Source organism: Streptomyces sp. NPDC020965 (assembly GCF_044333555.1).
Lineage (GTDB): Bacteria > Actinomycetota > Actinomycetes > Streptomycetales > Streptomycetaceae > Streptomyces.
In genome coordinates, this window is the sequence record NZ_JBIRRE010000017.1 from 55435 (window position 1) to 69567 (window position 14133).

Annotated in this window: 9 protein-coding genes; 7 read left to right on the plus strand and 2 right to left on the minus strand. The window is 74.3% G+C overall.

Annotation, left to right across the window (positions count from 1 at the left end; genetic code table 11):
• The first annotated feature begins 27 nt into the window (after nucleotides 1-27).
• From ACH4S7_RS34520 to ACH4S7_RS34550, 7 genes are all read left to right on the plus strand, one after another.
• Nucleotides 28-1056, plus strand: a complete 1029-nt coding sequence (locus tag ACH4S7_RS34520; protein WP_398525355.1) for a 3-oxoacyl-ACP synthase III family protein — start codon at nucleotides 28-30, stop codon at nucleotides 1054-1056.
• On the plus strand, nucleotides 1053-1793 hold the full coding sequence (locus ACH4S7_RS34525) for a glycosyltransferase family 2 protein (protein ID WP_398525356.1): 741 nt from the start codon (nucleotides 1053-1055) through the stop codon (nucleotides 1791-1793). The genes ACH4S7_RS34520 and ACH4S7_RS34525 overlap by 4 nt, the downstream gene beginning before the upstream one ends.
• Nucleotides 1793-3292 carry an AMP-binding protein gene (locus ACH4S7_RS34530; protein WP_398525357.1) on the plus strand — a complete coding sequence of 500 codons (1500 nt, stop codon included), beginning with the start codon at nucleotides 1793-1795 and terminating at the stop codon, nucleotides 3290-3292. The genes ACH4S7_RS34525 and ACH4S7_RS34530 overlap by 1 nt, the downstream gene beginning before the upstream one ends.
• Nucleotides 3289-4050, plus strand: coding sequence for a glycosyltransferase (locus tag ACH4S7_RS34535; protein ID WP_398525358.1), 762 nt, complete (start codon nucleotides 3289-3291; stop codon nucleotides 4048-4050). The genes ACH4S7_RS34530 and ACH4S7_RS34535 overlap by 4 nt, the downstream gene beginning before the upstream one ends.
• Nucleotides 4047-5168: a cytochrome P450 gene (locus tag ACH4S7_RS34540; RefSeq protein ID WP_398525359.1), complete on the plus strand. Its 1122-nt coding sequence runs from the start codon at nucleotides 4047-4049 to the stop codon at nucleotides 5166-5168. The genes ACH4S7_RS34535 and ACH4S7_RS34540 overlap by 4 nt, the downstream gene beginning before the upstream one ends.
• Nucleotides 5165-6076, plus strand: a complete 912-nt coding sequence (locus tag ACH4S7_RS34545) for an NAD-dependent epimerase/dehydratase family protein (RefSeq protein WP_398525360.1) — start codon at nucleotides 5165-5167, stop codon at nucleotides 6074-6076. Before ACH4S7_RS34540 ends, ACH4S7_RS34545 begins: the two co-directional genes overlap by 4 nt.
• 372 nt (nucleotides 6077-6448) lie before the next feature.
• On the plus strand, nucleotides 6449-9190 hold the full coding sequence (locus tag ACH4S7_RS34550) for a hypothetical protein (protein WP_398525361.1): 2742 nt from the start codon (nucleotides 6449-6451) through the stop codon (nucleotides 9188-9190).
• 137 nt (nucleotides 9191-9327) lie between these two features.
• Here ACH4S7_RS34550 and ACH4S7_RS34555 read toward each other — a convergent pair whose 3' ends face one another.
• Together ACH4S7_RS34555 and ACH4S7_RS34560 are read right to left on the minus strand one after the other, a co-directional pair.
• Nucleotides 9328-12261 (minus strand): hypothetical protein, encoded by a 2934-nt coding sequence (locus tag ACH4S7_RS34555; RefSeq protein ID WP_398525362.1) that lies wholly within the window; start codon nucleotides 12259-12261, stop codon nucleotides 9328-9330.
• A gap of 2 nt (nucleotides 12262-12263) precedes the next feature.
• Nucleotides 12264-14111: an HSP90 family protein gene (locus ACH4S7_RS34560; protein WP_398525363.1), complete on the minus strand. Its 1848-nt coding sequence runs from the start codon at nucleotides 14109-14111 to the stop codon at nucleotides 12264-12266.
• Nucleotides 14112-14133 lie beyond the last annotated feature (22 nt).

Consider the following 14133-nt stretch of genomic DNA (forward strand, 5'->3'; position numbering starts at 1 on the left):
TCCGGATCGGGCCCTAGCCTCCGGCACATGTACAGGACGAGCATGGCCGACGCCGATCCCCTCCGGGTCGGCATAACCGGGGTGGGCGCCTTCCTGCCCGACCGGGTGGTGGCATCGGATCGACTGCGCCGCCAGGTGTCCCGAAGCAGTGGGCTTTCGTTGCCGGACGGGATATTCGAGCGGGTCACCGGGATCGTGACCCGCCGTGCGGCGGGCCCGGGCGAGTACGCCTCCACGCTGGCGGTGGCCGCCGCCCGCAACGCGCTGGCGACGGCCGGGCTGGACCCGCTGGACATCGATCTGCTGGTGTTCGCCTCCGCGAGCCGCGACATGGTCGAGCCCGCGACCGCGCACATCGTGCAGGCGGAGCTAGGCTCCCGGGCACACGCCCTGGACGTGACCAACGCCTGCAACAGCTTCGTCAACGGCATCGACACCGCACGGGCGATGATCCTCGCCGGGCGCGCCCGGCGGGCCCTGGTCGTGACCGGGGAGACGCCGAGCCGGGCCGTACGCCTCGACCCGCCCGATCCGGCCGCCTTCCGCGACGGCTTCGCCGGCTACACCTTCGGCGACGCGGGCGCGGCGGTCGTCCTGGAGGCGGTCGAGCGCGGCGGGATCCTCGATGTGGACGGCGAGACGCACTCCGAGCACTGGCGGGCCGGGGGCATACCCGGCGGTGGTTCGCGCCATCCGCGCGGGGACGAGCACAGCTACTTCCGCGGTGACGGGAGCGAGTTGCGCGAGGTGTTCGAGAAGGTGGGCACCTCGGTGCTGGACCGGGTGCGGCACCGGACCGGGATGGAGTGGACGGACTTCCGGCACGTCCTGGTGCACCAGGTCACCGTCCCGTACCTGGAGCGATTCGTGGAGATCACCGGCGTGCCCGCGGACCGGCTGGTGGTGACCGTCGGTGAGCTGGGCAATGTCGCCAGCGCCAGCCTCGGGATACAGCTCGACCGGGTCCACCGCGGGCTGCGCTCCGGCGACCGGGTGCTGTTCGTCGGTCTGGGCGGCGGCGTCAGCATCATGACGATGGTCTGGGAGCAGGCGTGAGCACGCTGTGGGTGGTGGTGCCCGCCCACCAGGAGGCCGCGCGCATCGGCGACACCCTCGACGTGCTCGCGGCGCAGACGGACCGGGACTTCACGCTCGTGGTGGTGGACAACGCGTCCACCGACGCGACCACCGACACGGTCCACCGCTTCGCGCGGCGGGCCCCGTTCCCGGTCCATGTCCTCAGTGAGCCGGAGAAGGGGGTGGGCTGCGCGGTGGACACGGGATTCCGGTACGCGATCGGGCGCGGGGCGACCCTGCTCGCCCGCACCGACGCCGACTGTCTGCCGCACCCCGGCTGGACCGGTGCCGCGCGGGCCGCGCTGGAGGGGGGCGCGGGCCTGGTCTGCGGACGGATCGACGCACGCCGCGACGAGCACGGCCCGGCCGGCCGGGCCGCGTTCCGGGCCCTGGTGCGCATCGCCGCGTTCTTCGGCCGCATACGTCCGGCGCACCGGCGCCACCACGGCTACCTCGCCCCGTACCGGATGCACGCGGGCAACAACATGGCCATCACCGCCGAGCTGTACCAGCGGGTCGGCGGAATGCCGCGCCGCCCCTCCCCCACCGACCGACTCTTCCTCAACCGGGTCCGCCGCCACACCACCGCCATCGTCCACGCGCGCGACATGGTCGTGGAGAACTCCACCCGGCGGCTGCGCGCCTATGGACTCGTCGGCACCGCCCGCTGGTACCTCGACCGGGGTCCCGGCCGTCATGGACAGGACCCGCGCTGATGCTCGACGCCCTCGCCCGCACGCTGCGGACCGAACCCGACAGACCCGCCGTTCTCGGCACCACCCGTACCGGAGCCGTACGCGTCAGGGCGAGCCGCGGTGATCTGGCCGATCTCGCCGACCACTACGCGGGGGCCCTGCACGCGCGGGGCATCGGCCCCGGCGGCACGGTGGGTGTCGCCGTGCGCCCCGGGCCCCGCGCGCTGGCCGTACTGCTCGCCGTGCACCGGTTGGGAGCACGCGCCGCGGTGCTCGACCCCGGCGCCGGACCCGACGTGCTGCGCGCGCGGCTCTCGTTGGCCCGTCCCGATCTCGTCCTCGCGGATGCGTCCGCGCAGGCCGTCGCGGGCTGGGCCCGGCCGCTGGCCCGCCGGGGCGGGCTCGCCCTGCCCGACCTCGCCGAGCTGGGTCCGGTGGCCACGCTCGGCCCCCGGCTGCCCGGCTGCGCCCCCGCGCTGGACAGCGGTCAGGGGGCGACCGTGCTGCCGCGTCCGGTGGACGGGGACGGCGACGCGGTCATCGTCTTCACCTCCGGGACCACCGCCCGGCCCCGTGCGGTGGTCCACACCCGCTCCTCGCTCGCCGCGGGCATGGCGACGGTGACCGATCTGGTGCGGCCCGAGCCCGGTAGACCGGTGCTCGGCGGCACGTTCTTCGTGCTCGTCCCGTCCCTGGCGAGCGGCGCTCCGGTGGCGCTGCCCGCCCGCTCCCCCCGGGTGCTGGCCCGGCAGTTGCGCCGGCTGGCCCCCCGGTCCACCTATCTGACGCCACCTCAGCTACGGGCCGCGCTCGCGGAAGGGGCGCGGTTCACCGGGCGGGTGTGGACCGGCTCCGCCCCGGCGAGCGCCGGTCTGCTCACCCGGGTCAGGGCCGCCGGGGCCGAGGAGGCGTGGGGGGTGTACGCGCTGACGGAGTTGTTCCCCGCGGCGGCCGTGGAGGCGGCGGAGAAGGCGGCGTTCACCGGTGACGGCGATCTGGTGGGCGTACCGCTGCCGGGGGTGGGCGCCGAAGTCGGCGCGGGCGGTGAGCTGCTGCTGTGGGGGCCGGCCGCCCGGCACCGCTACCTCGGGCAGCAGCCCCGGCCCTGGGTCGCCACCGGCGATCGGGCCAGGATCGAGGAGGGCGGGATCGTGTTGGAGGGCCGGTGCAAGGACATGGTGCTGCGGGGCGCGGAGAACATCTACCCGGGGCTGTACGAGCCCTCGCTCCATGTGCCCGGTGTGGAGCTGGCCGTGCTGGTCGGGGTGGCCGCCGACGACGGCGACGAACGGCTGGCGGCCGTCGTCCAGCCCGTCCGGGGGGCCGATCCGGCCCTGCTGCGCGCCGCGCTGGTCGGGCCGCTGGGCCGGATGGGCTCCGCCCGCCCGGACGCCGTGGTCCTGGCGGACATCCCGCTGTCCGGCCGCTCCCGCAAACCCGACCGCGCGGCCACCGCCCGGCTCGCCGCCGCCCGCATGGGAACTCGCACAGGAACCCGCATAGGAAGGGGAGTCGGATGAAGGGATCACTGTGGACGGTGGTGCCGGCCTTCAACGAGGATGCCTCCATCGGCGGCACGCTGGCCGCCCTCGCCGCCCAGAGCGACACCGCCTTCACCCTGGTCGTCGTCGACAACGCCTCCACCGACGCGACCGCCGACACGGTCCGCGGCTTCGCCGCCACCGCGCCCTTCCCCGTCCACCTCGTCCACGAGCCCGAGCCGGGCGCCGGGTCCGCCGCCGACACCGGATTCCGGTACGCGATCGGACACGGTGCGGCCCTGCTGACGCGCACCGACGCCGACTGTCTGCCCGCCCGCGACTGGATCGCCGCCGCAAAGGCCGAGTTCGCACGGGGTACGGAGATGGCCTGTGGGCGCAGCGTGCCGCGCCCCGACGAGTCCCCGTCGTTCGCCGAATGGTTCCTGCTGCCCGCGGTGGTACGGACGACCGCACTGTACGGGCGCTTCCGCGCCACGCACCGGGACCCGCGCTACCTCGCCCCGTACGTCCTGTGCCACGGGCACAACATCGCCCTCACCGCCGAGTTGTACCTGCGCTGCGGCGGCGCGCCCCGGATTCCGCTCGCGGGCCCGCCCGAGGATGTCGTCCTGCTCAACCGCGCGCGGGAGCACAGCGAGCGGATCGTCCGCGCCGAACGGATGGTGGTCCACGCCAGCCTGCGGCGGCTGCGCGCATGGGGCGCCCGGCGGACCCTGCTGTGGTGTTGGGACCGCCGCTACCTGCCGACCGACGAGAGACAGGCGCATGTCCGATGAGCACTGACCCGAGACCGTCCCTCCGCGCGGCGCGCCGCCGTGACCGGCAGGTCTACACCCGTTCCCATCCGCTGTTGTTCGCCGTCCTCGCGGCGGTCCGCCGCCGGCCGGTGGTCCGGGTCGGCCGGGCGGTCCTGGTGAGCGGGACCGGTGCGTACCGCCATGCGCTCACCCGGATTCCGCTGGACCGGACGGCCGTGGGGACCACCGGGGGCGCGGCCCGCGAGCTGTCCGGTGGCGGGCTGCTCTTCGACCAGGAGGGCGCGGGCCATCGCGACACCCGCCGAGGAGTGGCCGCAGATCTGGGCTCGGCCGGAGTGGAACGGCTCCGCCCGGTGTGGCGGGAGGTCCTCACCCGCCGGCTGGCCCCGCTCGGTGCCGGCGACGAGGTCGACCTCGTCCCGCTGGCCCGGGAGCTGGCCGGGGCGAGTCTCCGCGCCCTGCTGGGCACCCAGGCGGACGCGTGCGCCCTCGCGTCGGCCGCCTCCGACGCGGCGGCGGCAGCCGTGCGCGATCATCTCCCGGGCCCTCGCCGGCCGGGCGCGGCACGGGAGGCCGCCGCGGCGACGGCCCGGCTGGAGGCACTGCTCGCCGACGGCGCCGCCGGCGAAGCGGGCCTGCGTGCGATGCTCGCCGTGGCCGCCGTCAACACCACGGTCGCGGCCCTCCCCCGCGCCGCCGCCTGGTGCGCCGACGCCGGACTGTGGGCCGAGGCGGCCGATGACCGGCTACGGCCCGCCCTCGTCGGCGAACTGCTCCGGGTCACCGCACCCTCCCCGCTGCTGCCGCGCGTGGCCGCTGCGGACGGCGTCCTCGACGGCTGCCCCGTACGGGCCGGCGACCGACTGATCCTCATCGCGCGGCACGCCGCCGGCGCGCACAGCGAACCGCCCGACGCGCACCGCCCGGCCGAACCCGCGCTCGCCCGGCTCGTCTTCGGCACCGGACCACACGCCTGTCCGGGCGCGCGGCTCGCCCGCGCCCAGCTCGACGACGCCCTCGCGGCGCTCGCGCCGCACCGTCCGACCGTGGTGCGCGCCCGCGCCGACCGGCACGCCGCACTGCCCGGCTGGCGCTCACTGACCGTCCGGGCGACCACCCTCGTGGAGTCGGGATGACCACCATCGCCGTCACCGGAGCGAGCGGCTTCTGCGGCTCCCACATCGCCGCCCTCGCCGCCGCCCGGGGCGCGAACGTCCTCTCCGTGGGACGGCGGCCGGGTTCCGTCGGACGCCACATCCCCTGGGACGCCGCCGCCCACTCCCCCGATCTCACCGGGGCCGACCTCGTCGTCCACTGCGCCGCCTCGGTCGGCGACCCCGTGCCCGGCTCACCGGCCGAGGCCGCGATGCGTGCCGTCAACGTCGACGGCACGGCCAGGCTGCTGGACGCGGCGGCCGGCCGCCCGGTGGTGTGGGTGAGCAGTGCCAGTGTCTACGCCCCCGGGCCCGGCCGGGAACGCGTCACCGAGAGCCACCCCGTACACGGACAGCTCAACGCGTACGGCCGCACCAAAGCCGCGGGCGAGGCCCTGGCGCTGGCGGCCGGGGCGGTGGTGCTGCGCCCCCGCGCGGTCTACGGAGACGGCGACCCGCATCTGACTCCCCGTCTGCTGGCCCGCGTCCGCGCCGGACTCCTGCTGCTGCCCGGTCCCGACGTACGGCTCAGCCTGACCGCCGTCGAGAACCTCGCCGACGCCTGCCTCAGCGCCGTCGGCTGGCCGCCCGGCGCGTACAACATCGCCGACTCCGCGCCGTACTCCCGCGACGACGCGGTACGCGCGGTCCTGCGCGCCCATGGCGTCCGGGCCCGGATCGGCCACCTTCCACTCCCCCTGGCCCACGGGGCCGCGACGGCGGCCGAGTTCCTGTGCCGGTGGCGCCCGAACGCCGAGCCGCCACTGACCCGGTACGCCGTCGACCAACTGGCGCACACCGTCGTGCTGGACACGGCCAAGGCCGAACGCCAGGGCTGGCGCCCCCGCCGGAATCTGGGCGACTTCACCTCGACCTCCGCTCGGGGCTGAACTCCGCAGGCCGGGGGCGGGGATCCGCATCCCGCTGTGCGGATCTCCAGCGCTCCAAGCGCACGCCCTGTCGCGTCGTCCGCGAACCCCATGGGCGAGATCGCGCCAGCCGGCGGGGGGAAGACCCGAGCGGGCCCGACCCCTCGGGATCCCGCGGACAGGTGACCGAAGAAGGGAGGCTCGCCCCCGGGATCATCGCCCCGGGGGCGGGATCGCTCGCAACGCGTTCAACCGGCCGAGCGCGCACCTACGGACTCCCGCCATATTCCCTACCCGGGGCAACCGATGACGGTGCGTCGCCCTCTCCCCGTGCGGAGGCGCACCGGAGACCACCGGTGCGCCGATGCCCGACCGACGACGAGGAGAACCATCGTGAGACTGGTCTCACGCGCGCTGACGGCCGCCCTGACGGCCGTGGCGCTGGCCGCGGGGGCTGCACAGGCGCAGCCGGCCGCCGAGTCCATACCCGGGGCGCCTCCGGGCGCCTCGGAGGAACGACTGCCGGACGGGTGGCACATCGCCGGCGGCGAGCTGGTCTGGAGCTCGCCCAAGCCCGTGGGCCTGGGCAGTGCCCGGGTCGAGTTCCGCTCGGGGGAGCAGACCCTCGGCGTTGCGGAAGCCTCTCCCGACCACCGCACCTTCCGGCTCCGCATCGACAGGTCACGGGTCGGGCCGGTCAACGAGCTCCAGGTGGTCGCCGGTGCGCGGCGGCTGGACGCGGCAGGGGCTGACCGGGCGCCCGGTCAGCGGCGAGCGCCGGTCCCGGCGGCGCCCCAGGCCCCGCTCCCCGCCAACCCGGTCGATCCCGGTGTCGCGGGCAAGTACCGCGTCACCAGCGGTGAGTACGCGCTGAAGTCGATCAAACTGCCGGGCTACCAGCATCCCGTGGAGATGCGCGCCACGGTCGTCGGGCCGACGGACGCGCCGGGCAAACGACCCCTGGCGCTCTTCCTGCACGGCCGTCACGGCACCTGCTACAAGCCCGGTACGGACGAGTCGAACATCCTCTGGCCGTGCCCGTCCGGTGAGAAGCCGATCCCGAGCTACCGCGGCTATCTGCACGACCAGAAGCGCCTGGCGTCGCAGGGCTATGTGACCGTCTCCATCTCCGCGAACGGTGTCAACGGACAGGACGGCTGGAAGGCCGACGCCGGGGCGCAGGCCCGATCCTCGCTGGTGCGCCAGCACCTGGGACGCTGGGCGGAGTGGGGCGCGAACCCCGCGAAGGCCCCCAAGGCCGTGCGCGCGACGGAGCCCGCCGACCTCTCGAAGGTGCTGCTCGTCGGCCACTCCCGCGGCGGCGAGGGCGTCAACCGGGCGGTCCTCGACAGCATCTCCCCGCCGCCGCGCGCCGAGGACGGCTACCGGGGCCCGGTGAGCTGGCGGATCCGTGGCACCGTTCTGATCGGCCCCACCCTCTTCGGCCAGAACCCCGCACCCGATGTGCCCTCGATGACGATCCTGCCGGGCTGCGACGGCGATATGAACGACCTCCAGGGGCAGATGTACCTGGACGCCACCCGGGGCATCGGCCGGGGCACCGCACTGCACAGCGCGGTCTACGTGGTCGGCGCCAACCACAACTACTTCAACAGCGAGTGGACGCCCGGCCAGGCCGAGGCACCCGCCCACGACGACGTCTGGGGCGACGACAATCCGGTCTGCTCGGCGGGGGCCAAGCTCCGGCTGAGCGCCAAACAGCAGCAGACGGCGGGCACCTCCTACATCGCCACCGCCGCACGGCTCTTCATCGCGGGCGACGACCGGGCCCGCCCGCTCATCGACGGGACCGGCCGGCGCGCGCCGTCCGCCGGACCCGCCCGGGTGCTGACCCACGCCATCGGCGGCAACCGCACCGCGGCGATCCTGCCCGACGCCCCGCTCTCGGTGACCAACGGGCGCGTGTGCCAGCAGGTCACGGAGAAGAACACCCAGGCATGCATGGCGCGCTCCGAGCCGGGTCAGTCGCCGCACTTCGCGCCCTGGGACTACACCAGTGAAGAACCGGGCCGGAACGCGGTCAGGGCGGACTGGAAGAAGCCCGGCACCCCGGTGAGGCTGACGCCGAAGAGCGCCTTCTCGCTGGCGGGCTCCGACGCGCTCGCCCTGCGGGTGATCGTGCCGCCGGACGTCTCGGGCACCCGGCTCGACGTCGCCGTCACCGACACCTCCGGCAATCGGGTGACCCTCGGCCGGGCGGAGATCGCCGGGCTTCCCGACACCGGTATGGCGGCTGGGCACTGGGCACGCGAGATCCGCGTCCCGCTGAAGCCCGCCACCGCCGCCGGTGTCGACCTGAAGCGGATCCGGTCGCTGGAGCTCACCCCGCGCAACACGTCCGGCAAGCTCTGGCTGATGGACGCCTGGGGCTGGCGACCCGGCACTCCGGCGGTACGCCCCGTACCGCTCCCGCGCGTCGACGTCAGCCTGAAGTCGGTCAAGGAGGGGGACTCCGGTACCCGTACCCACCAGGCGAGCGTCCGGGCCACCGGCAAGGGCACCGCCGTGATCAAACTCGGCGTCATCGACCCGCACAGCGACCAGTCCACGGTCCGCACCGTGACGGTGAAGGCCGGTTCCCCCGTGAGCGTGCCGATCACGGTCCGGGGCAACCGCAGCTACGGAGACGACGTCCACCACCCGGTCGTGGTCAAGGCCGTGCGCGGCGCGATGGTCGGCGGCGCAACCGGGGGCGTCATCGCCGAGAACGACGACCCCATCCCCACGATCACCGTGGCCCCGGTCACCGACTCGGTCACCGAGGGCGGGAAGCTCACCTGGAGGATCCGGCTCTCGCAGCCCGCCGACACCTACTTCATGACCCGGTTCGTCTTCGGACCGACGGGTGGCCCGGAGCTCTCCACCAAGGACGTCGACCCGGCGTGGCTGCCCGAGATCAGCCTGGACCCCGATCCGGAGCGGTCCCTGTCAGGGGCGGAGCTCTGGGTCCACATTCCCGAGGGCGAGACGAGCGTCGACGTGTCCATACCCACGATCGCCGACGCGCTGACCGAGCCGGAGGAGTCCCTGCGGATGCAGTTCAGCGTCCTCCGGCCGGACGAGAGTTGGTCCGACGGCCCGACCCTCACGGCCAAGGTCACGGACCCGCGGTAGCGCTGACGCCGGGGCCCGCGCCCCACGGCCCCGGGGGGTGCCGTAGCGCACCCTCCTGAACGATGGCACCGTCTCCCGCCCGGGGGCCGGTGCCATCGGCATGAGGAGCGAGGTGCCCCCCCGCCTCGCCCGCCCGGTCACTCCTCGTCGCGCAGCCGGGCCACCAGGGAGGTCAGGGACTCGATCTCCCCGGTGTGGCCCAGGGCGGTCAGCCGGGCGACCGCCGCGTCGAGGCGGACGACGGCCGGGGCGGTGCGTTCCAGGTAGATGCCCTCCACGGCACCCGCGAGACGGACGCACTCGGCCCATTCACCGGCGTGGTTCTCCTCTGGTCCCGGCTCGCCGAGCAGGGCGAGGGCCTTCTCCAAGGCGGCCAGGGCGTTCTCGTACGCACCGGCGTGGGCATGGACCCGCCCGTGTTCGTAGGCCAGGGCCGTGTCCAAGGAGCGACCACGCGCCTCGTACCCGGCGGCGCGGGCCTCGTCGGCGATCCGGCCGGCGTCGGCGAGGTGGGCGAGGGCGTCGGCGAGGCCGTCGGGTCCCTGCTGCTGGGCCTGGAGGCGGGCGAGTTCGCGCAGGCAGTTACTGAGCTGCTCATAGCGGGGGGCACGGGCATGGGCGGCAAGTGCCTGACCGGCGGCGGCGCGGGCCCGCCCGAACTCCCCTGACTCGCCGAGGAGTACGGCGGTCTCCGCGGCGATCATGGCGTGGCTGCCCGGGTCGTCGGCCCAGTCGGCCGACTCGGCCGCGAGGGTGACGAACTCCGCCGTGGCGGCCTTGAGGTCCTCCCCCACGTGCAGCGCGCGGGCGCGGGTCAGGCGCAACTGCGCGACCAGCCGGTCGTCCAGCTCTCCGGCGGTGACGTCCGGTTCGGCCAGGAGGGAGTCGAGCAGAGCGATGCAGTCCTCGAAGCGGCCCAGGTCGAGGCAGAGCTGAGCCGCGTTGCTGTAGGCGCAGAACGCGTCCGTCCGGTTGCCGCGGCGCAGCTCCAGCTCCGCCGAGCTCGTCAGATGGCGCAGTGCCTCGTCGGGGCGACCGAGGTGCATGGACACCTCGGCCAGATCGCCGTGGAGGCGGGCGGTGTCAACCACGTCGGCCGGCCAGTCGGTGGCCAGTCGCAGGCCCTCGGTCAGGTCCGCGTGCGCGGCCTGCGGGGCCCGCAGGCCGAGCTGGAGCCGGCCGCGCAGGCCGAGCGTGCGGGGCAGGTGCCAGGCGGGGCCGTGCGCCTTCAGCCGGCCGAGGAGACCGTCGACCTCGGTGACCGCGGCGGGCAGGTCGCCGGAGATGGCGTGGGCGCTGGCCCGGGTCAGCAGGGCGCCGGAGATCTGGCTGCCGATGTCGTGCCGGGTGGCGAACGCGAGCAGGAGGTCCGCCTCGGCGAAGACCGGCGCGACGTGCTCCTCGCTCCCGGACGCCTGTAGGCGCATACCGAGCGCGGTCGCCCGCAGCCGCAGCAGGCGGGCCTGCTGGTACGGGGCGAGGCCGGACGCCTCCTCCTGAAGACGGACCACGGCCGTGTGGACGGCGGTCAACGCGGCGGCCTTCGCCCCGGCTCCGTCGGCACCATCCGCGGGGATCTCAGCGGCGGCGAGCAGGGCGCAGGCGCCGGCGAGTACCGCGTCACCCGGCGCTCCGGCGTCCTCATACAGGCCCGCGGCCTCCTCGTGGAGAGCGGCGGCGACGGCGAAGTCGTCCTTGTTCTGCGCCCGGCTCGCCTCGTCGGCCAGCAGGTCCGCGCAGAGCCGCACGAACGGGCCCACGGCCGGGTCGTCGGGATGGGTGTAGTCGCGGGCGGCGACGAGCGTGCGCAGCCGCGCCCAGTACGCCTCCGCGTCCGGATGCCCCTGTTCGGCCAAGGCCCTTGCCCGGACGATGAGTTCGGGCAGCGCGTCCGGGACGGCGGCGGTCGTACGGGCGGCGGGCGGGGCCACCGGGGTGGCCGGGGTCACGTCGTCGAGGCGGGGGGTGCGCAGGGTCAGTTCGAGCGCCTCCAGGAGCGGGGCCCGGTCCAGGCGGGCCCTGCGGCGGGCGGAGTGTGTCGTGGTCCCGTTGCGGGCGTCGAAGCGGGCGGCGAGGTCGTCCGCGCGACCCCGCACTTCAGCGCGCAGGCCGGCCACCGTCCAGGTGCGGCCCGTGTATCCGAGGGCCGGCAGTTCGCCATGGCCGAGGAGCTCGACGCGCTGGAGGAGGACCTCGACGCCGGTGAGGAAGTCGAGCATGTCCAGCGGCGACTCCACCTCGTCGAACAGGCTCCGGTTCTCGGCGAGCAGTTCCAATCCGCGGGCCTCGTTGCCGGTGAGTGCGCAGAACTCCAGGTGCCGGCTGACCTCTCCGGACATCGAGGGGTTGCGGCGGCAGCCGCGGTAGCCGGCGAGGTGCAGTTCGCGGGCCCGGTCGACGCGGCCGGTGCGCAGCAGGGGCAGCAGCGCGTACGAGACGGAGCGGGCCGGCTCCTCCTTGCAGGACTCCTTCCCGGCGAGGACGGGCTCCCAGATCGCCAGCGCGCGCTGGTCGTCACCCGCCGCGAGGTGGTACAGGGCGAGTTCGCAGATCTCGCATGCCTCGCAGTCGCTGAGCGGGGTCCGGGTGCGGCCCGCCCACAGTTCGTGGGCGAGGGTGGTGTCCTCGCCGATGTGGGCGGCGAGCTGGTACGCCTGCCCGTAGTAGGGCTGGAGGCCCAGGCCGGCCTTCTCGTACCGGTCGCGCATCTCCGTCAGCCACTGGCGCAGACTGGCCAGCGGTATCTCGGGCAGCGCGCGCAGGGCGTTGGACACCCACTTGAATCGCCAGAACAGAGTGTGGCGACGGCGCTCGTCGAAGACTTCGGGCTGCTCGTCGAACAGGGTGAGCAGGCGGGCGAAGACGACCGGTGACTTCCGGGGCTCGGAGCCGTAGGTGTACGCGTCCTGGAGTTCGAAGAGCGCGAGGACGAGCGGGACCGGCTCCGCCAACTGCTCGGCGGCCTCGACGAGATCCTCGGCGGTGACGGTGCGGGTACGGCCGTAGGGGCGCCGGTCGTTCTCCTGGAGCGCCTGGTACAGCTCGTCGGTGTTCTGGGGTGCGGTCGGCATCGTCAGCTGTCCTTGCGGAGGGCGTGGGCGAGGAGGTCGAGGAAGGATCGGTTGATCAGACTCGATTCGGCGGGCCTGAGCGGGCGTCGGGACAGCAGCGCGGCCTGCCCGTAGAGCGCTTCGGCGCTGGTGCGGGCCAGCTCGGGCTCGTCGATGGCGACGGCGGCACGGACCAGCGGGTTGAGCTGGTTGAGGATCAGTTGGGCCTGTGGGGCCTCCTGGCGCAGCGCGCCGAGGATGTCGCCCCACAGGCCGCCCTCCTGCTCACGGGCGAGCTGGGAGCGGGTGCGCTCGTGCCGGGCCTCGCGGCTGTCGACGAGGAGTGCGGGGGCGGAGGCGGGCTGGAAGGTGCGCAGTGCGACATCGCAGTCGAAGACGGCGAGGGCGTCGCGGGCCAGGGCGAGGTACCCCCCGGCGGCCAGTTCCGTCGCACGGTCGACGGGGTCGAGGTGGGCGGTGAGGGTCGCCGGGTCGAGGTCGGCGACGCTGACCCCGGACCTGATCTCGGGCAGTCGGTGGACCAGTTCGCGGTCGTATGTGTAGCCGCCGTTGACGACGCCGAGCCCGGCCGCTGAGGCGATCGCCGCGATCTGCCGGAACTCCTCCACGCTCGATGTCACGAGCACGGTGCGGTGGGTGCGCGCGAACTCATCGAGGGTGGTGTGCCCGTCGGTGGTCTCGAACGGCAGCCAGGGCAGGAGCATCCGCATGATCTCGTCGTCGTGCACCGCGAGCGACTTCACGGCCAGGTGGTGGGCCTGGAGGAAGCGGCTGAGGAGGTCCGGGTCGGTGGCGGCGGCCCGGGCGATCCATGCGCGCAGCCGCTCGGCGAGGGCGTCACGGACCGCGGCGAGCGTGTCGTCCTCGTACAGGGACTCGCGGGACGCCGTCGGACGCAGGCTCTCGGCGTCGATGAGGCAGCGGACGAAGAACGCCCATTCGGGCAGGATCTCCTCGGCCCGCTCGGACAGCAACATGCCCTTGACGTGCACGCGATGGCCGTGACGCCGACCGGCCGGTACGGCCTCGGGCAGCACACAGGCGATGCCCTTCAGACCCACGGCCGGCAGGTCCAGCTCGATGGTGTCCAGCGGTGTGAACCCGAAGACCTCCTCGCCGTACGCGGCCAGTGCGCGGGACCGGGCTCCGGGGGTGGGGTGGGTACGCGCCCAGGGTGCGGGCTCCGGGTTGACGGACGCGACCGGACCGTCCCTGCCGTCGTCGAAGGTCACCGGATGGCGCAGCAGGGAGCCGAAGTGCCGGGCCAGCTCGTGCACCTGAGCCGGCCGGGTCCATTCGCCCGTGTCGGCACGGGGCGTCAGCGTGACCGTGGTGCCGGGCCGGGGACGGGCGGATGCGGGCAGGGTACGGACGGTGTAGCTGCCGTCGCCGCGTCCCCGCCACTCCACGGCCCGCGCGTCGGGGGTGCGGGCGGACCGGCTCAGGACGTGGATCTCGTCCGCGACCAGGAAGCAGGAGAGCAGACCGATGCCGAACTGCCCGATAAAGTCGGCGCGTTGCTCGGCGATCCGGTCGGCGCGCTTGCTGCTGCGGCCGATCGTGGCGAGGAAGGCGTGCACGTCGGCCTCGGTGAGTCCGACGCCGTCGTCCTCGACGCGTACCGCCGAACCGTCGGCGTAGAGCCGGATACCGAAGGCGTCGGCGGGGGCGTCCGGTTCGAGGCCGCGTCGGGCGGTCAGCGCGTCCACCGCGTTCTGTAGGAGTTCGCGCAGGTAGACCCGTGGACTGGAGTAGAGGTGGTGGGAGAGGAGATCGACGAGGCCGCGCAGATCCACCTGGAAGGTGCGATCGGTGCCTGCCGGGGTCGCGGCGGTGTCGGGCAGAGTCATCAGGCAGTCCGATGTGGGAGGG